The 16,566-nt window shown below is 73.9% G+C and carries 19 protein-coding genes and 1 pseudogene; 12 read left to right on the top strand and 8 right to left on the bottom strand.

What is annotated here, in order from left to right; all coding sequences use genetic code 11:
- Positions 1-121 precede the first annotated feature (121 nt).
- Positions 122-1,849, bottom strand: coding sequence for a ribosomal protection-like ABC-F family protein (abc-f, locus tag ABZ318_RS21575; RefSeq protein ID WP_356904100.1), 1,728 nt, complete (start codon positions 1,847-1,849; stop codon positions 122-124).
- 307 nt (positions 1,850-2,156) lie between these two features.
- On the opposite strand from abc-f, the gene ABZ318_RS21570 reads away from it, so the two are divergent.
- A complete protein-coding gene (locus ABZ318_RS21570; RefSeq protein ID WP_356904099.1) occupies positions 2,157-3,125 on the top strand; it encodes a DUF1648 domain-containing protein in 969 nt (322 codons plus the stop codon).
- 2 nt (positions 3,126-3,127) lie between these two features.
- Positions 3,128-3,484 (top strand): GntR family transcriptional regulator, encoded by a 357-nt coding sequence (locus tag ABZ318_RS21565; RefSeq protein WP_356904098.1) that lies wholly within the window; start codon positions 3,128-3,130, stop codon positions 3,482-3,484.
- On the opposite strand, the gene ABZ318_RS21560 is transcribed toward ABZ318_RS21565, so the two are convergent.
- Together ABZ318_RS21560 and ABZ318_RS21555 are read right to left on the bottom strand one after the other, a co-directional pair.
- Positions 3,481-4,440, bottom strand: coding sequence for a D-2-hydroxyacid dehydrogenase family protein (locus ABZ318_RS21560; protein ID WP_356904097.1), 960 nt, complete (start codon positions 4,438-4,440; stop codon positions 3,481-3,483). The two genes, ABZ318_RS21565 and ABZ318_RS21560, sit on opposite strands and share 4 nt — an antisense overlap.
- A gap of 70 nt (positions 4,441-4,510) precedes the next feature.
- Entirely contained in the window at positions 4,511-5,419 is a 909-nt protein-coding gene (locus ABZ318_RS21555; protein WP_356904102.1) for a helix-turn-helix domain-containing protein, read from the bottom strand.
- A gap of 139 nt (positions 5,420-5,558) precedes the next feature.
- Between ABZ318_RS21555 and ABZ318_RS21550 the strand changes: the two genes are divergently transcribed.
- Entirely contained in the window at positions 5,559-6,173 is a 615-nt protein-coding gene (locus ABZ318_RS21550; protein WP_356904096.1) for an MBL fold metallo-hydrolase, read from the top strand.
- Between the two features lie 122 nt (positions 6,174-6,295).
- Positions 6,296-6,667 (top strand): hypothetical protein, encoded by a 372-nt coding sequence (locus ABZ318_RS21545; RefSeq protein WP_356904095.1) that lies wholly within the window; start codon positions 6,296-6,298, stop codon positions 6,665-6,667.
- A gap of 9 nt (positions 6,668-6,676) precedes the next feature.
- On the opposite strand, the gene ABZ318_RS21540 is transcribed toward ABZ318_RS21545, so the two are convergent.
- Complete coding sequence (locus ABZ318_RS21540; protein WP_356904094.1) at positions 6,677-7,489, bottom strand: class I SAM-dependent methyltransferase; 813 nt, start codon at positions 7,487-7,489, stop codon at positions 6,677-6,679.
- 183 nt (positions 7,490-7,672) lie between these two features.
- Between ABZ318_RS21540 and ABZ318_RS21535 the strand changes: the two genes are divergently transcribed.
- From ABZ318_RS21535 to ABZ318_RS21520, 4 genes and pseudogenes are all read left to right on the top strand, one after another.
- Positions 7,673-9,067, top strand: coding sequence for a glutamate decarboxylase (locus ABZ318_RS21535; RefSeq protein WP_356904093.1), 1,395 nt, complete (start codon positions 7,673-7,675; stop codon positions 9,065-9,067).
- Positions 9,068-9,147: 80 nt separating this feature from the next.
- Positions 9,148-9,558 (top strand): VOC family protein, encoded by a 411-nt coding sequence (locus tag ABZ318_RS21530; protein WP_356904092.1) that lies wholly within the window; start codon positions 9,148-9,150, stop codon positions 9,556-9,558.
- Between the two features lie 27 nt (positions 9,559-9,585).
- Positions 9,586-9,816: pseudogene (locus ABZ318_RS21525) on the top strand (AraC family transcriptional regulator); the annotation flags it as partial.
- A gap of 100 nt (positions 9,817-9,916) precedes the next feature.
- The gene (locus ABZ318_RS21520) at positions 9,917-10,363 is read left to right on the top strand and encodes a DUF1801 domain-containing protein (protein WP_356904091.1); all 447 of its coding nucleotides are present in this window, start codon (positions 9,917-9,919) and stop codon (positions 10,361-10,363) included.
- A gap of 66 nt (positions 10,364-10,429) precedes the next feature.
- Here ABZ318_RS21520 and ABZ318_RS21515 read toward each other — a convergent pair whose 3' ends face one another.
- On the bottom strand, positions 10,430-11,524 hold the full coding sequence (locus ABZ318_RS21515) for an alkene reductase (RefSeq protein WP_356904090.1): 1,095 nt from the start codon (positions 11,522-11,524) through the stop codon (positions 10,430-10,432).
- 163 nt (positions 11,525-11,687) lie between these two features.
- On the opposite strand from ABZ318_RS21515, the gene ABZ318_RS21510 reads away from it, so the two are divergent.
- Positions 11,688-12,593 carry a LysR family transcriptional regulator gene (locus tag ABZ318_RS21510; RefSeq protein WP_356904089.1) on the top strand — a complete coding sequence of 302 codons (906 nt, stop codon included), beginning with the start codon at positions 11,688-11,690 and terminating at the stop codon, positions 12,591-12,593.
- 277 nt (positions 12,594-12,870) lie between these two features.
- Positions 12,871-13,674: a PLAT/LH2 domain-containing protein gene (locus ABZ318_RS21505; RefSeq protein ID WP_356904087.1), complete on the top strand. Its 804-nt coding sequence runs from the start codon at positions 12,871-12,873 to the stop codon at positions 13,672-13,674.
- Between the two features lie 183 nt (positions 13,675-13,857).
- Here ABZ318_RS21505 and ABZ318_RS21500 read toward each other — a convergent pair whose 3' ends face one another.
- Positions 13,858-14,274 (bottom strand): arsenate reductase ArsC, encoded by a 417-nt coding sequence (locus ABZ318_RS21500; protein ID WP_356904086.1) that lies wholly within the window; start codon positions 14,272-14,274, stop codon positions 13,858-13,860.
- Positions 14,275-14,348: 74 nt separating this feature from the next.
- Here ABZ318_RS21500 and ABZ318_RS21495 point away from each other — a divergent pair, with 74 nt between their 5' ends.
- On the top strand, positions 14,349-14,663 hold the full coding sequence (locus tag ABZ318_RS21495) for a metalloregulator ArsR/SmtB family transcription factor (RefSeq protein WP_356904085.1): 315 nt from the start codon (positions 14,349-14,351) through the stop codon (positions 14,661-14,663).
- 28 nt (positions 14,664-14,691) lie between these two features.
- Complete coding sequence (locus tag ABZ318_RS21490; protein ID WP_356904084.1) at positions 14,692-15,453, top strand: MIP/aquaporin family protein; 762 nt, start codon at positions 14,692-14,694, stop codon at positions 15,451-15,453.
- Between the two features lie 135 nt (positions 15,454-15,588).
- Here the strand turns inward: ABZ318_RS21490 and ABZ318_RS21485 are convergent, their stop codons facing one another.
- Together ABZ318_RS21485 and ABZ318_RS21480 are read right to left on the bottom strand one after the other, a co-directional pair.
- Complete coding sequence (locus ABZ318_RS21485; RefSeq protein WP_356904083.1) at positions 15,589-16,089, bottom strand: N-acetyltransferase family protein; 501 nt, start codon at positions 16,087-16,089, stop codon at positions 15,589-15,591.
- A complete protein-coding gene (locus tag ABZ318_RS21480) occupies positions 16,086-16,448 on the bottom strand; it encodes a metalloregulator ArsR/SmtB family transcription factor (RefSeq protein ID WP_356904082.1) in 363 nt (120 codons plus the stop codon). The genes ABZ318_RS21485 and ABZ318_RS21480 overlap by 4 nt, the downstream gene beginning before the upstream one ends.
- Positions 16,449-16,566: the final 118 nt, after the last annotated feature.

Here is a 16,566-nt window from a genome sequence, read left to right as displayed (position 1 = left end):
GGCGGCGAACTGCCCGTACCAGTACTGGTAGAGGCCCACCTCGCGGCCCACTCCGCCGATGCCGAGGTCGTCACGGACGAGCAGCAGGAGCATGCAGCGGCGGCGCGCAACCCGGTGCGGGTCAGGGCGCGGAAGCCTCTGGCGCCGGCAAGGGGCGCCGTTCCGTTGTGCCCACCCGTTCCGCCCTGCGGAACGATTGCCCACAACGGGGGCGGGTGGGCACCGTCCCGGTGGGACGGGTGCGCACAACGGGCGGCGGCAGTTCGAGGTGGTGGCCCCGGAAGCCGGAGCGCAGGCGGCGGTCGTGGCTGACGATCACCAGCGTGCCCCGGTACGAAGCCAACGCCGCCTCCAGTTCCTCCACCAGCCCCGGCGCCAGGTGGTTGGTCGGCTCGTCCAGGAGCAGCAGGTCGGCCGGCGCGGTCACGAGCCGCGCCAGTTCGAGCCTGCGGCGCTGGCCGGCCGACAGGCGGCACACCGGGACCGTCAGGTCCCGGGCGGCGAAGAGCCCGAGGGAGAGCAGTTCCTCCGCGCGCTCCTCGCCGAAGGCCTCGCTCACCGTACGGGGGTCGGTGGGCGGGGCCGTGTCCTGCCGGAGCAGGCCCACCCGGGCGGGCGCCTTCACCGTGCCGGCGTCGGGGGCGAGTTCGCCCGCGAGCACCTTCAGGAGGGTGGACTTCCCGGCGCCGTTGGGGCCGGTCACGAGGAGCCGTTCGCCCGGCTCCAGGTGCAGGGCGTCCAGGCGGAGCCGTCCGTCGACCCGTACGCCGGTCAGGTCGACCGCCGCGCCCTCGCCCGCCAGGTCCGCGCGGAAGCGGAGCGGCTCGGGCGGCGGCGGCACGGGGTGCTCGGTGAGCCGGGCGAGCCGCTCGCGGGCGGCCCGGATCCTGCTCATCGCGCCGTGCGCCCGTGACCGGGCCCGGAAGGCGCCCGCCCCGCTGAACGCCGCCGGGGCCTTGCGGGGGATCGCCGAGAACCGGTCGATGTGCGTGTCGGCCAGGGCCCGGTACCGGGCGAGCTCCTCCTTCCACTCCTCGTACTCCCGCTGCCGGCGGGCCCGTTCGGCGGCGCGCCCGGCGAGGAAGCCGCGGTAGCCGTCGCCGTACCGCCGCACGGTGTGGCGGTCCTCGTCGACCTCCAGGACGGCGGTGGTGACGCGGTCGAGGAAGGCGCGGTCGTGCGAGACGGCGACGATCGTGCCCCGGTGGGTGCGCAGCCGCTCCTCCAGCCAGGACACGGCCTCGTCGTCGAGGTCGTTCGTCGGCTCGTCGAGCAGCAGCAGTTCGGGGTCGGCGGCGAGGACGCCGGCGAGGGCGAGCCGGGACCGCTGCCCGCCGGAGAGCGTTCCGAGCGGCCGGTCGCGGTCGAGCGGGCCGGGCTCGCCGAGCCGCCGCAGGACGGTCTCGACGCGCCGGTCGGCCCCGGCGCCGCCCCGCGCCTCGTAGGCGGCGAGCAGTTCCGCGTACGCGGCGAGAACGGCGTCCGGACCGGTGCCGGTGTCCGTGGCGGACAGTTCCGCCTCCGTCGTACGGATCGCTCGCTCCAGCTCCCGTACCTCCGCGAGCGCGTGGTCGACGGCGTCGCCGACGGTCGCGTCCGCGGGGAGGTCGAGGGTCTGGGCGAGGTGGCCGAGTCCGCCGGGGGCTTCGACGGTCACCGTGCCGTTGTCCGGGGGCTCCAGGCCGGCGAGGAGCCGGAGGAGGGTGGACTTCCCCGAGCCGTTGTCGCCGACGACGCCGAGGCGTTCGCCGGGACGGACGGTGAACGAGACGCGGTCGAGGACGGTCCGGCGGTGGACGTGCCGGTCGTCGTACCGGCGGGTGACGTCGATGAATTGGGCACGGAACAAGGGCGATCTCCTGTCGTCGGGAACACGGGAGCGAGACGCGGCGTCTCGTCTGGGTGACGGTACGGCACGTCGGAAGGTTTGACAAGACGATACGTCTCGTATCGATGGAGAGGAGATCGGGCGGAGGTCGAGCGGGGGCCCTTCGGTGTCCGTCCACCCCGACTTCGCCGCCCTGCGCACCGCGCCGACCCGGATCGTCGTCGCCGCGGGGCGGGCGGTAAAAGCTGCGGGTCAACGGCGTATCGATCGCATTGTTCTAGCGAAGTGCGAACAAGTTGTTCTATGGTGATGCGAACAAGGAGGTCCCATGAACCGCGCCGCACCCCGTCTCCGCGCCCTCGCCGCGCTCCCCTTCGCCCTCGCCCTCGCCGTCCACCTGGTGCTCCTCGCCCTCCGGTACGACCGGCTGCCCGACACCCTCGCCACCCACTTCGGCCCCGACGGCGGCCACGCCGACGGCTTCACCGGCCGCACCGCCTTCACCGCCGTCAGCACCGGCCTGCTCCTCGCGCTCGGCGCCGGCTGGACCGCCCTGGTCCGCCGCGGCTCCCTCTGGGGCGCCTGGGCGACCGCCGGCTTCACCGGCGCCCTGCTCGTCCTCCTCGTACGGGACAACCTGGACGCCACCGACCCGGCGCGGGTCGAGTCCCCCCTCACCAACCTCCTGCTCGCGGCGGCGACCGCCGCCCTCCTCGCCCTCGCGGGGTGGGGACTGACCCGGCTCGTCCCCCGTGACGAACGCGACGGACCGGCCGCGGCCCCCGGCCTGCCCGACGCCCCCCGGCTCCCGCTCGGCGCGAGCGAGGTCGCCGGCTGGACCCGCGCCACCGCCTCCCGGCCGCTCACCGCCCTCGCGGCGCTCGCCCTCGCCGCCACCCCGGCCGTCCTGCTCCTCGCGCCCTGGCCGGCCGCCCTGCTCGGCCTCCTCGGCCCCGCCATCGGCCTCCCGGGGCTCGCCCTCGCCCGGGTCAGGGTCACCGTCGACCGGCGCGGCGTCACCGTGCGCTCCGCGCTGGCCTCCCGGCCCCGCGCCCGGATCCCGCTCGACGAGGTCGCGGGCGCGAGCGTCCGGGACCTCGACACGGCGGCCGTCCTCGCCGAGTTCGGCGGCTGGGGCTACCGGGTCCGGGCCCACCGCACGGGCGTGATCGTCCGGAGCGGCGAGGCCCTCGTCGTACGGCGGTCCGGCGGCCGCGAGTTCGCCGTCACCGTGCCCGACGCGCGGACCGCCGCCGCCCTTCTCAACACGCTCGCCGAGCGGCATGGGAAGGTCTGACCGTGCTCTTCCGTGTCGACCCGGCCTCCGCCGTGCCCCTCGGCGACCAGATCGCCGCCTGCGTCCGGGGCGCCCTCGCCGACGGCTCCGCGGCCCCCGGCGAGCGCCTCCCGGCCGCCCGGGAGCTCGCCGACTCCCTCGGCGTCAACGTCCACACCGTCCTCCGCGGCTACCAGCGGCTCCGCGAGGAGGGCCTGATCGAACTCCGCCGGGGCCGGGGCGCCCTGATCGTCCCCGGCGCCACCGCCCCCGACCGAGCCCGCCTCGTTTCCCGGCTCCGCGAGGCGGCGGCCGAGGCCCGCGAACTGGGCCTCACGGACGAGGAGTTCGTGGACCTTGCGAGGGCCAGCCTCGGCTAGGACAGCTCGCGGACCGGGGCCCCCGCCAGGAAGGCCTCGACGTCCTCGACCGCCTGGCCGAAGTAGCGCCCGTAGTTCCCCTCCGTCACATAGCCCAGATGGGGGAGGGCCAGGACGTTCGGCAGCGTCCGCAACGGGTCGTCGGCGGGCAGCGGCTCCGTCTCGTACACATCGAGGCCCGCCCCCGCGATCCACCCCCCGCGCAGCGCCCGCAGCAGCGCCCCGCCGTCGACGAGACCCGCGCGGGAGGTGTTGACGAGGTACGCGGACGGGCGCATCGCCCGCAACTCCGGCTCCCCGACCATGCCCCGGGTGCGGTCGGACAGCACCATGTGCAGCGAGACGAAGTCGCTGCCTGCGAACAGGTCCCGCTTGTCCTTCGCGAGCCGCACGCCGTGCTCGGCGGCCCGCTCCTCCGTCAGGTTCGGGCTCCAGGCGGTCACGTCCATGCCGAAGGCGAGACCGATCCGGGCCACCCGGGCGCCGATCTTGCCGAGGCCGACGAGGCCGAGCGTCCGGCCGGCGAGGTCGGCGCCGACGGTCGACTGCCACGGCCCGCCCTCGCGCAGGGCCCGTGCCTCCGCCGGCACGTGCCGGGCGAGGCCCAGGAGGAGGGCCCAGGTCAGTTCGGTGGGCGGCTCGGAACTGCTGGCGGTGCCGCAGACGGTGACGCCCCGCGCCCGGCAGGCCGCGAGGTCGATCGAGGCGTTGCGCATCCCGGAGGTGATCAGGAGCCGCAGCCGGGGGAGGCGGGCGAGGAGTCCGGCGTCGACCGGGGTCCGCTCGCGCATGACCACGAGGATCTCGCAGTCCTCGACGGCGGCGACGAGCGCGTCCCGGTCGGTGAGGTGCTCGCGCAGCACGCGGACGTCCACGCGGCCCGCGAGCGGACTCCAGTCGGCGGAGGAGAGGGCGACGCCCTGGTAGTCGTCGAGTACGGCGCAGCGCAGCTTCATGACCGCATGATCGCGGATCGAACCCGCGCGCCGGGCCCGAACGCCACGCCCGGGGCCAGGCCGTACGGCCTCAGGGCGTGCGGCTGAAGGAGCGGCGGTACGCGCGCGGGGGCACGCCCCGGCGGCGGACGAACTGGGCGCGGAGCACCGCCGCGCTGCCGAAGCCGACCGCGCGGGCGATCTCCTCGACCGGGAGCTCCGTCGTCTCCAGGAGCTCCTCGGCGCGGCTGAGGCGCAGCCCGAGCAGCCAGGCGTGCGGGGTGGTGCCGGTCGAGGCGGCGAACCGGCGGGCGAAGGAACGGCGGCTCATCAGGGCCCGGCGGGCCAGTTCGGCGACGGGCAGCGGCCGGTGGAGGTTCTCCCGGGCCCAGGCGAGGACGTCGGTGAGCCGTTCGTCCCGGCTGTCCTCGGGCACGGGCGTCGCCAGGTACTGGGCCTGGCCGCCGTCGCGGTGGGACGGCAGCACCAGGTCCCGGGCGATGGCGTTGGCCGTGGCCGCGCCGTACTCCCGCCGCAGCAGGTGCAGGCACAGGTCGAAGCCGGCGGCGGCGCCCGCGCCGGTGACGACCGTGCCCTGGTCGACGTAGAGGGCGTCGGGTTCGACGGTGACCTCCGGGTGCCGTTCGGCCAGGAGCCCGGCGAACCGCCAGTGGGTGGTGGCCCGCCGCCCGTCGAGCAGCCCGGCCGCGGCGAGCGCGAAGGCCCCGACGCAGTGGGCCGCGACCAGCGCCCCGCGCGCGTGCGCCGCGGTCAGCGCGTCGAGCACGGCGGGCGCCGGAGGCGTACGGAAGTCGGCCCACGGCAGGGTGATCACCAGGTCGGCGCCGGCCAGCCGGTCCAGGCCGTGGTCGACCACCAGCGGCAGTCCGACGTCGGTGCGGACCCGGCCGGGCCGGTCGGTGCAGAGCGCGAAGTCGAAGGCGGGCAGGCCCTGTCCGCGCGCGTCGAACACCTCGGAGACGATTCCGGCGCCGAGCATGCCGACGCCGTGCGGGGCGTAGGCGGCGACGGTCGGGAAGGGCGGCACGGAGGGAGTGTGGCACGCGTGGCACGATTCCCGCGATCAGTGGCAGCACGGCCACTCGTGAAGGTCCGCGCCCCGCAGAAGACTTGGGGGCATGACGACGACGAAGCACACCGCCGGCGACGCCCTCCTCGCCCGCACCGCCGCCTACACGATCCTGACCACCGGCTACACCCTCTCCACCGGGCCCGGGGTCGCCGCCACCGTCTCGTACGTCCGCGACGGCGACCGGCACGTGATCGTCGACCCCGGGATGGTGGCGAGCCGCGACCGCATCCTGGGACCGCTCGCCGCGCTGGGGCTCGGCCCCGACGACATCACCGACGTCGTGCTGAGCCACCACCACCCCGACAACACCATGAACGTCGGCCTCTTCGGCCGGGCCCGCGTCCACGACCACAAGGCGATCTACGAGGCCGACCAGTGGACCGACCGCGACGCCGAGGGCCATGAACTCGCCCCGTCGCTGAGGCTGATCCGCACCCCCGGCCACAGCCCCGAGGACATCACCCTCCTCGCGGGCACCGGCGAGGGCGTCGTCGCCTTCGTGGGCGACCTCTGGTGGCGGCCGAACGGCCCCGTCGAGGACCCGGTCTCCCCCGACCAGGCGGTGCTGCGCTCCTCGCGCCTCCGCGTCCTGGCCGCCGCCGACGTCATCGTCCCCGGCCACGGCCCCGCCTTCCCCGCGGACGACACCGCCCCGCACTGACCCCGAGCCGCACCGACACCGCGTCACGCCGGCGCCGCGCCGGGGCGGTTCCGCGCCACACAGGCACCGCATCGCACCGGGGGCCTCCGCCCCACGGGCCCGCCCCTCTAGAATCGGCTTCCATGTCGATCCCTGACGAACTGCTCGTCGACGTCGCCGCCACCGTGGAAGCCGGGCGGAGCAACCAGATGTCCCTGACCGTGGTCGCGGGAGGAGTGGTCATCACCGGGCGGCTGGCGCCCGAGGCCCTGTGGAGACAGCGCGTGTCGGAGGTCCTGACGGACTCGACCCGGCTGTCCGAGTTCTCCGGCGTCTTCGCCCCCGGCGAGGGGAAGGAGACGAAGGACGCGGAGCCCCCCACCCACCTCCACTTCCACCTCGCCCGCATCCTCCAGGGGACCGTGGGCATGCCCGAGACCGGTGGGATGTACCGCGTCGCCATCGCGGACGTCAGCGCCTGGACGGTGGGGGACTTCAGCTACTCCGACACCTGACGGCCCCGGCTACTGCCTGACCCCCGACACCACGAGGAACGGCGGGTGCCCGGCCTCCGCCGGATCGTGGCCGAGGAGCGCCGACCGGTGGGTGAGGACGGGCTCGTGGACGTCCAGGTCGGTGAACCCGGCCTTGCCGAGCACGTCGAGGTACGTCTGGCACGGCCAGTGGTGGTCGACCGGCTCCAGCGGGGCCCCGCCGTCCGGGCGCTCCAGGCGCGACCGGCGCCGCTCGCCCTTGGTGTAGACGCGGCCGGGCTCGCCGCGGCGGAAGGTGGAGAACCGGATGCCCGTGGTGCGGGGGTTGGCGTCCAGTACGGCGAACCGGCCGCCGGGGCGCAGCACCCGGTGCGTCTCGGCGGCGATGTCGTGCAGGTCGGCGATGTCTCCGGTGGTGACGAAGACGAAGCAGGCCATGGCGGCGTCGACGGAGCCGTCGGCGAGGAAGCCGAGCCCGCCGTCGTCGGTGAGCCGGTAGTCGATCCGCGGGTGCGGGCGCCGCTCGCGGGCGATCTCCAGCATGGGGGGCGAGACGTCGACGGCCACCACGCGCGCGTCGGAGGCCTCGACGACGCGGGTGGCGACCTTGCCGGGCCCGCAGCCGTAGTCCAGGACCGTGCGGACGGCGCAGGAGCCGATGCCGAGGGCGTGGAAGACGGCCGGGTAGCCGATGAGGCGCTCGGGAAGGTCGTCGTAGGCGTCGAAGGCTTCGGCGTCGAGCCGGTCCGGGTCACCGGCGTCGAGCCGGTCCGCGGAGTCGAGGGCTCCGGCGTCGAGCCGGTTCGTGGCGCTGATCGGGTGCGAGGTCGTGCGAGGGGGCATGTGGGGCCTTCCGATGATGATCCACTTCGTCCGGAACGTACTGGTCGGGGGAGCCGCGGGACAGGGCCTGGGCACCGCGCTCACCCGGGTGGGTCAACGGTCCCGGCCGCTGCCGGGCGCCCCGCCCGGCCCCGTGGGTTGATGAGAGGACTGTCGACGAGTCCGCTGATCGAAGGGGAAACTGTGGCGCTCCACGAGATGAAGGCCCCGAAGAGCGCCGACGCGGTGACCGACGTGTTCGCCTCCCCCCTCAGCGAGCGCGTCCTGCCGAAGCACCGGATGCCGGAGGAGCCGTCGCTCCCCGCGGTCGTCTACGCGATGCTCCACGACGAGCTGCTGCTCGACGGCAACGCGGCGCAGAACCTGGCGACGTTCTGCACGACGTGGACGGACGACGAGGTCCGCCGGCTGATGAACGAGTGCCTCGACAAGAACATGATCGACAAGGACGAGTACCCGCAGACCGCCGAGATCGAGTCGCGGTGCGTGAACATCCTGGCCGATCTGTGGAACGCCCCGGGGAGCGCCACCGGCGAGGGCACGGCGCTCGGCTGCTCCACCACCGGCTCCAGCGAGGCCGCCATGCTCGGCGGCCTCGCCCTGAAGTGGCGGTGGCGGGAGCGGCGCCGGGCCGAGGGCAAGCCGGCCGACCGGCCGAACATCGTCGCCGGGCCCGTGCAGATCTGCTGGGACAAGTTCGCCCGCTACTTCGACGTGGAGCTGCGCCAGGTCCCGCTGGAGCCGGGCGCGACGGGGCTGCGTCCGCACCAGCTGAGGGAGTACGTCGACGAGAACACCATCGGGGTCGTCGCGATCCTCGGCGTCACCTTCACCTGCGACTACGAGCCGGTCGCCGAGATCGCCGCCGAGCTCGACCGGATCCAGCAGGAGACGGGCCTCGACGTCCCGATCCACGTCGACGCGGCGAGCGGCGGCTTCGTCGCCCCCTTCCTCCACCGGGACCTCGTCTGGGACTTCCGGCTGCCGAGGGTCTCCTCCATCAACGCCTCCGGCCACAAGTTCGGCCTCGCGCCCCTCGGCGTGGGCTGGGCGGTCTGGCGCACCGCCGACCTCCTGCCGGAGGACCTCGTCTTCCGGGTGAACTACCTGGGCGGCGACATGCCGACGTTCGCCCTGAACTTCTCCCGGCCCGGCGGCGAGATCGTCGCCCAGTACTACAACTTCCTGCGCCTGGGGCGGGCCGGCTACCGGCGCGTCCAGGAGGCCTGCGCGCTGACCGCCCGGTACCTCGCCGAACAGGTCGCGGGAATGGGCCCGTTCACCCTGCTCTACGACGGGCGGGGCGCGCTGCCCGCCGTCTCGTACACCCTCACCGACCCGGCGGGCGCGGGCTTCAGCCTGTACGACCTCTCCGACCAGCTCCGGATGCGCGGCTGGCAGGTCCCCTCCTACCCGCTGCCCGCCGACCGGCAGGAGACCGTCGTCCAGCGCGTCCTGATCCGCCACGGCATCGGCCGCGACGAGGTCGACCTGCTGGCCCAGGACGTCCGCCGCTCGCTGGAGCGCCTGACGAAGGGCGTGCCGGTGGACGCCGACCGCGCCGGCTTCCACCACTGAGACGATCCGGCCGGGACGGACCGGGAACGAATCAGGATTCGAGAAGCGCCGTCCCGGGGGCCGCCACTAGCGTGGAGCGCATGGACATCAGCATTCACACCACCTCCCTTCCGCACGACGACCCGGACGCCTCCCTGGCGTTCTACCGGGACGCCCTCGGCTTCGAGGTCCGCAGCGACGTCGGTCAGGGCAGGATGCGGTGGATCACGGTCGGACCCGCGGGGCAGCCGGACACGTCCATCCTCCTGGCGCCGCCCGCCGTCGACCCCGGCATCACCGAGGACGAGCGCCGCACCATCACCGAGATGATGGCCAAGGGCACGTACGGCTGGATCCTCCTGGCCGCCCGGGACCTCGACGCCGTGTTCGAGAAGGTGCGGGCCGCCGACGCCGAGGTCGTCCAGGAGCCGACGGAGCAGCCGTACGGCATCCGCGACTGCGCGTTCCGCGACCCCGCGGGCAACCTGATCCGCATCCAGGAACTCCGCTAGCGCCGGCCGGGTCGAGAGGAGCTCCCCATGTGCCACCCCGCGTGGGCACGCGCGCGTGTCGCCGCGCAGCGCCTGGACGACTTCGCCCGTCTGCGGCGCGTCCGTGACCGGATCGACCGCGAGTACGCGCGCCCCCTGGACGTCCTGGAGCTGGCCCGTGGCGCGGACATGGCGGCCGGCCTGCTGAGCCGCCGGTTCCGGACCGCGTACGGGGCCTCGCCGTACGGCTACCTGCTCGAACGCCGGGCGGAGCGCGCCCGGACCCTGCGGCTGTACGGCGTACGGACGGAAGAACGGTCGGCATGACCGTGCCCGTCCGCCCGCCCCGTCCGACCACCCCAGAGAGGAACACATCGCCATGACCGCGAACGACAAGTCCTACGACGGCTTCACCGAGGACGAGCGGGACGCCATGAAGGAGCGCGCCAAGGAGCTGAAGGCGTCCACCCGCCGCGGCTCGCGCGGTGCGAAGGCGGACACCGAGCCCGAGGTGCTCGCGAAGATCGCCGAGATGGAGGAGGCGGACCGCGTCCTCGCCGAGCGCGTGCACGCCCTCGTCAAGGAGAACGCCCCGGGGCTCACCGCGAAGCTCTGGTACGGGATGCCCGCGTACGCCCGGGACGGCAAGGTCGTCTGCTTCTTCCAGAGCGCCCAGAAGTTCAAGTCCCGTTACGCCACGCTCGGTTTCAGCGACCAGGCCGCCCTCGACGAGGACACCCTGTGGCCCACCGCGTACGCCCTCACGGCCATGACCCCGGCCACGGAGAAGCGCGTCGCGGCGCTCCTCGCGCAGGCGGCGGGCTGACGGGGCGCGCCCTGTCCGCCGGTGCCGCCCTGTCCGCCGAGGCCGTCCTGTCCGCCGGGGCCGGTTCTACTCGCCGGCGTCGGCGAGCGCGGGGTAGTCGGTGTACCCCTCCGCCCCGCCCACGTACATCAGGCCCTTGTCCCGCAGCGGGTTGAGCGGTGCGCCGCGCCGGAGCCGTTCGACCAGGTCGGGGTTGGCGAGGAAGGCGCGGCCGAGGGAGACGAGGTCCGCCCCCGCCGCGAGGAGCCGCTCGCCCTCCTGCCGGCCGCCGTCGGCGGGGAGGGGGCCGGGCCAGGGCAGCATGGGGTTGGCGATCAGGGTGCCCGTCCAGTGCTTGCGGATGTGCTGGAAGAGGGGCTGGTCCGGGTCGGCGAAGACGACGTGCAGATAGGCGAGGCCGGTGTCGGAGAGGGCGTCGACGAGTGCCGGGTAGACGCTCTCGACGTCGTCCTCGTGCATGCCGTTGGCGGTGACGCCGGGCGCGATCCGCAGGCCGACCCGCTCGGGTCCGACGGCCTCCGCGACGGCCCGCACGACCTCCACCACGAACCGGATGCGGTGGTCCGCCGAGCCGCCGTAGGCGTCGGTGCGGTGGTTGGTGCCGGAGGCCAGGAACTGGTGGAGGAGGTAGCCGTTCCCGCCGTGCACCTCCACCCCGGCGAATCCGGCGTCGACGGCCCGGCGCGCGGCGGCGGCGAAGTCGGCGACGGTGGTGCGGATGTCGTCGTGGCTCATCTCGACGGGCACGACGGCGGGCTGGTGCCCGCGCGGCGTGAAGATCGTGTCCGGGAGGGGTACCGGCGAGGGTGCGAGGGGGTGGAGACCGCCGCTGTTGTCGGGGTGCCCGATCCGCCCGCCGTGCTGGAGCTGGAGGAACATCCGGCCGCCCGCGGCGCGCACGGCGTCGGTGACGCGCCGCCAGCCGTCGACGTGCGCGTCGGTGTGGATGGCGGTGATGTTCGGGTACGTCTGCCCGACCGCGTTCGGCGTCGAGGCCTCGGCGACGATCAGGCCGGCGGAGGCGCGCTGCGCGTAGTACGCGGCCATGAGCGGGGTCGGAACGCCGTCCGCGTTGGCGCGGTTGCGGGTCATCGGCGCCATCACCAGACGGTTGGGCAGCTGGAGGTCGCCGAGACGGACGGGGTCGAAGACGGTGGTCATGGTGAACGTCCCATACAGGTCGGATGGTTGGGGCTCGGGGGGTGTCACCACTCTCGGACGGACGCTCCGGCCGAACAAGATCGATCTCGTCTACGATCGGTGAGCGGGACTCACCGGTGTCGGTGAACCGGACGCACCGACGAAGGCATGGGGGATCGCCGCGGTGGAGCGACACGAGATCGAGGTCTTCCTGGCGCTGGCCGAGGAGTTGCACTTCAGGCGCACCTCGGAGCGACTCGGCCTGGCCCAGGGAAGGGTCAGCCAGACCGTCAAGAAGCTCGAACGCCGCTTCGGGGTGCCGCTGTTCGAGCGCACCAGCCGGCACGTCGCCCTGACCCCGGTGGGGCAGCAGCTGCGCGACGACCTGCTCCCGGCCCAGGAGCAGCTGCTGCGCGCCGTCGACCGCGCGATGGCGATGGGCCGGGGCATGACGGGTCTGCTCCGCGTCGGCTATTCGGGCTCGATGATCGCCGAGGCACTGCTGGAGGTCACCGACGTGTTCCGCCGGCGCCACCCGGACTGCGAGGTCGAGATCCGGGAGGTGCAGCTCTACGACCCCTTCGGGCCGATCAGGTCCGGTCAGCTCGACGTCCAGGTCACCGAGTTCCCGGTGGACGAACCCGATCTCACCGTCGGCCCCCTCGTCCTGTCCTCGCCCCGGGCCCTGATGGTCCCGGCCGGGCACCCCTTCGCCCGCCGCGCGTCCGTGTCGCTCGAGGACCTGGCGGAGGCGACGCTCATCGCCGTGGCAGGGGAGGCCGTACCGCGGTACTGGCTCGACCACCACTACCCGCGGCGGACGCCGAGCGGCGCGGCCGTCGCGCACGGCCCGGCCCCCACGTACTGGACGGAGGTCCTGAACCTCGTCGGTCTCGGCCGGGGCGTCTCACCGGCCTGCGTGGACGCCGAGCGCTACCACGCCCGTCCCGACGTGGTCTGGGTCCCCTTCGACGACGCACCGCCCATCGAGTACGGCTTCGTCTGGCCGACGACCGGGGAGTGCGCCCGGGTCCGCGCCTTCGTGGACGCCTTCCGGGCGCTGGGACGGGGGGTCGGCGGGAGGCCGTGAGCGCGGCGGGCTCCCGGGCGTGCCCTGACGGACCCGCACGACGGCGAAGGCCCGGGCTGGACAGGTCGACGCCGTTCGCGTCGCAGGTCCGCGGCCTGATCGGGATCGTGCTGTTGCCTCCTCGGATTCGCCCCACCGGTCCAGGGGGCTTGCCGAGCCGACCGTCACCCCGGGAGGGGCGCGCCGGGTCCGAAGGATGGGCACGTGGATCATGATGGTGTGACCGTCGGTTACGCTCCCCGGCGTTTTGACGCGATCCAGTGCTGCGGGGGTTCGGATGAGGGAGTTTCGGTACGGCACGGGCCAGGACCGGTGGCCGGGGGAGGGCGACCCGGAGGCCACCGAGGTCATCCCGCGCTTCCCGCACCCGGCGGCGGCCGGGGGGTCCGCCGCTCTGCCCGACGAGGTGACGTCGACCAGGCCCCTGCCCCGGATCGACGACCCGCACCCGCCCGTCTCCGGCCCCGCCCGGCGCCGTCGGGCTCCCGCCCGGGCGGCGGTCGCCGGTGCCGTGCTGCTGGCGTGTGCGGGCGTCGGTCTGTCGGTCGGCGGACTCGTCTCCGGCCGGGAGGGAGCTGTTCCGGAAGCGGCGGCGGACGGGGAGGGCGTGAAGGCCGCTCCGAGCGGGGCACCGGCCACGGGCGGAGGCGGCGCGCGAGGCGGCGGCTACCACGTCACCATCCGGACCTCCGACGCGGACGGCGCCGGTACGGACTGCGATGTGCAGGGCCGCCTGACGGACGCGGAGGGCCGCACGTCGCCGTGGACGGTCCTCGACACCCCTGACCACGACGACTTCGAGGCGGGCGGCACGGACACGTGCACCATCGCCGTGCCGGCGGACTTCGGCCGGCCGGTGAAGTTCCAGTTGTGGAAGGCGAAGGGCGACGACTGGGCGCCGTACGCCCGCACCCGCATCACCGGCCCGGACGGCTTCGAGGGCCTCTGGGGCGGCGAGGCGGAGACGGAGCGCTACTGGCTCACCGACGACACCGGGACGCGGGTCGAGGACGAGGAGCAGGAGAGCGTCTCGTACGGGCCGTACAGCCCCGAGTGGGCGGTGACCGCTGCCGACGGCTGAGCGATCGCCCGCGTCCCTCTCGCCCGGGCGGCGCCGTCCGTCCCCGGCTGTCTCGTGCGGGGCGTGGGGCCGGACGACGACGAGGCCTCGGGCCGCTGCCCCGGGGCCTCGCCCGGGAGACGGTGGTCTGCGTGATCGACCGGTCGGTGTCGGCGGGGCCGGATCCGATGAGGGCGGCGCCGGTCACGCCCTCCTGGCGTCGATGTCGGCGACCAGGCCCTCGACGAGGGTCCTGATCTCGTCGCGGATGGGGCGGACGGCCTCGACGCCCTGGCCGGCGGGGTCCTCCAACTGCCAGTCGAGGTAGGTCTTGCCGGGGAAGTACGGGCAGGCGTCGCCGCAGCCCATGGTGATGACGTAGTCCGACGCCTTGGCGGCCTCGACGGTGAGGACCTTCGGCTGCTGGTCGGAGATGTCGACGCCCAGCTCGGCCATGGCGGCCACGGCGGACGGGTTGACCCGGTCGCCCGGGAGGGAGCCCGCGGAGCGGACCTCGACGCGGTCTCCGGCCAGGTGGCGCAGGAATCCGGCGGCCATCTGGGAGCGTCCGGCGTTGTGGACGCAGACGAAGAGCACGGAGGCGAGCGGGGTGTCGGGCATCGATACTTCCTTCGTGACGGGCAGGGCGCGACCCGGACTCGTATCAGCCCTCGCTGATGTGACAGTATCAGTCCATGCTGACGTCAGTCGACACTGAGTTGATGCGGGTCCTGGCCGACCCGCTCAGGCTCCGGATCGTGACCCTGCTCGCCCGCGAGACCCTGTGCACCTCGCACCTGGTCGAGGAGACCGGAGCGAAGCAGACCAACCTGTCCAACCACCTGAAGGTCCTGCGCGAGGCGGGCGTCGTCGAGACCGAACCGTGCGGCCGCTTCACGTACTACCGGCTGAGGCCCGAGGTCATCGGGTCGCTGGCGGACCAGTTCGCCGGTCTCGCCCAGCTGGCGCGCCTCACGGCCGAGGCGAACATCAAGCGCTCCTGCCCCTGACGAACCACCCACACCACAGAGGACCCTCGTGACCACCACTCCGGAGCCGGCGCTGCCGACGGCCATCACCACCCCGGCCTCCCCGGCCCGCCCGCCCCTCGCGCCCCGCGTCGCCGCCGAGCTCGTCGGCACCGCCGCACTGGTCGCGATCGTCGTCGGCTCCGGCATCCAGGCCACCGAGCTGACGAAGGACGTGGGCCTCCAGCTCCTCGCGAACTCACTCGCCACGGTCTTCGGCCTCGGCGTCCTCATCGCCCTCCTCGGCCCGGTCTCGGGCGCCCACTTCAACCCGGCGGTCAGCCTGGCGGAGTGGTGGTCGGCGCGTCGGGGCGGCGACGGAGTGGACGCACGTGAGCTCGCCGCTTACATACCGGCCCAGATCGTGGGCGGGATCGCGGGCGCGGTCCTGGCCGACGCGATGTTCGGCGAGCCGCTGGTGAAGTGGTCCACGCACGACCGCTCGGCCGGAAACCTGCTGCTGGGCGAGGTCGTCGCGACCGCCGGCCTCATCCTGCTGATCTTCGGCCTGGCCCGTACGGACCGGCTCCGCTTCGCGCCCGTCGCCGTCGCCTCGTACATCGGCGCCGCCTACTGGTTCACCTCCTCCACCTCGTTCGCGAACCCGGCGGTGACGATCGGCCGTGCCTTCACGGACACCTTCGCCGGCATCGCCCCCGCCTCGGTCCCCGGCTTCGTCGGCATGCAGCTGATCGGCGCGGTGGTGGGTCTGGCGCTCGTCGCCGTGATCTTCATGCGCGGCAAGGCCGACGGCGAGACCCCCTCGGCATGAGCCGTACGGGCGCGGTGGTGATCGGCGGCACCGTCGCCGTCCCGCCCGTCCGCGCCGCCGCGGGGCCCGCCCTTCGGGCGACGACGGGAAGGTGACGACAGGCCCTAGGAGACGACGGGAAGGTGACGACAGGCCCTAGGGGACGGCGGGGCTGCGCCGCTCGACCAGCACGACGTCGCGCCAGGCGCCGTTCCGGTGACCGATGCGCTCGCGGGTGCCGACCACCCGGAAGCCGGCCCGCTCATGGACGGCGAGGCTGGCGGCGTTCTCGGGGAAGATGCCGGACTGGACGGTCCAGATCCCCGCCGCCTCGGTCGAGTCGACCAGCGCCTTCAGCAGCGCGGAGGCGACGCCCCGGCCCCGGGCGTCGGGATGGACGTAGACGGAGTGCTCGACGACGCCGGCGTACGCGCACCGGTCGGAGACCTTGGTGGCGGCGACCCAGCCGAGGACGCGGCCGGCCGCGTCCACGGCGGCGAAACGGTGCTCGGGCAGCTTGGCCGCGTCGAACTCCGCCCACGTGGGGGCGGTGGTCTCGAACGTGGCGTCGCCCTCGTCGATGCCGGCCTGGTAGATGGCGATCACTTCCCCGGCGTGCGCCGCCGTGAGTGGCACCACCCGGGCGGAGGTGGTCACGCGGCGGCCGCCTTGGTCAGCAGCTGCCCCATGGCGGCCAGTACGGCGGGCTCGACCCGGTAGTACACCCAGGTGCCGCGCCGCTCGGAGGAAAGCAGCCCGGCCTCCTTCAGCTTCTTCAGGTGATGGGACACCGTGGGCTGCGAGACGCCGACGTCGGAGATGTCGCACACGCACGCCTCGCCGCCCTCGTGCGAGGCGACGGCGGAGAACAGTCGCAGGCGGACGGGGTCGCCGAGCGCCTTGAACATCTTCGCCGTCCGCTCGGCTTCCTCGGCGGTCAACGGGCGCTCGGCCAACGGCGGGCAGCAGGGAGCGGCGTCCGGCTGGAGCAGCGGCAACGCGGCGGCATTCGACATGCATCTATGTTGACACATGTCGAACCAGTCTCCTAGAGGGCCGATCAGCTCGCAATTTCGATGAATGTCTATGTTGACGGCTGTCGATGCAGGTGTCATTCTGAGCTCGTAAGACATC

The sequence above is a fragment of the Streptomyces sp. NPDC006197 genome (assembly GCF_040613865.1).
Taxonomy (GTDB): Bacteria; Actinomycetota; Actinomycetes; order Streptomycetales; family Streptomycetaceae; genus Streptomyces.
Note: the sequence above shows the minus strand (reverse complement) of the source record. Positions and strands in the feature narration are given on the sequence as shown.

Excerpts from the sequence above, each read along its gene's own strand:
- ABZ318_RS21545 (WP_356904095.1), top strand. The coding sequence starts at position 6,296 with ATGTCGATCCCTGACGAACTGCTCGTCGACGTCGCCGCCACCGTGGAA.
- ABZ318_RS21530 (WP_356904092.1), top strand. The coding sequence starts at position 9,148 with ATGGACATCAGCATTCACACCACCTCCCTTCCGCACGACGACCCGGAC.
- ABZ318_RS21550 (WP_356904096.1), top strand. The coding sequence starts at position 5,559 with ATGACGACGACGAAGCACACCGCCGGCGACGCCCTCCTCGCCCGCACC.
- ABZ318_RS21495 (WP_356904085.1), top strand. The coding sequence starts at position 14,349 with ATGCTGACGTCAGTCGACACTGAGTTGATGCGGGTCCTGGCCGACCCG.
- ABZ318_RS21520 (WP_356904091.1), top strand. The coding sequence starts at position 9,917 with ATGACCGCGAACGACAAGTCCTACGACGGCTTCACCGAGGACGAGCGG.
- ABZ318_RS21480 (WP_356904082.1), bottom strand. The coding sequence starts at position 16,448 with ATGTCGAATGCCGCCGCGTTGCCGCTGCTCCAGCCGGACGCCGCTCCC.
- ABZ318_RS21540 (WP_356904094.1), bottom strand. The coding sequence starts at position 7,489 with ATGCCCCCTCGCACGACCTCGCACCCGATCAGCGCCACGAACCGGCTC.
- ABZ318_RS21570 (WP_356904099.1), top strand. The coding sequence starts at position 2,157 with ATGAACCGCGCCGCACCCCGTCTCCGCGCCCTCGCCGCGCTCCCCTTC.
- ABZ318_RS21560 (WP_356904097.1), bottom strand. The coding sequence starts at position 4,440 with ATGAAGCTGCGCTGCGCCGTACTCGACGACTACCAGGGCGTCGCCCTC.
- ABZ318_RS21505 (WP_356904087.1), top strand. The coding sequence starts at position 12,871 with ATGAGGGAGTTTCGGTACGGCACGGGCCAGGACCGGTGGCCGGGGGAG.
- ABZ318_RS21555 (WP_356904102.1), bottom strand. The coding sequence starts at position 5,419 with ATGCTCGGCGCCGGAATCGTCTCCGAGGTGTTCGACGCGCGCGGACAG.
- ABZ318_RS21515 (WP_356904090.1), bottom strand. The coding sequence starts at position 11,524 with ATGACCACCGTCTTCGACCCCGTCCGTCTCGGCGACCTCCAGCTGCCC.
- ABZ318_RS21500 (WP_356904086.1), bottom strand. The coding sequence starts at position 14,274 with ATGCCCGACACCCCGCTCGCCTCCGTGCTCTTCGTCTGCGTCCACAAC.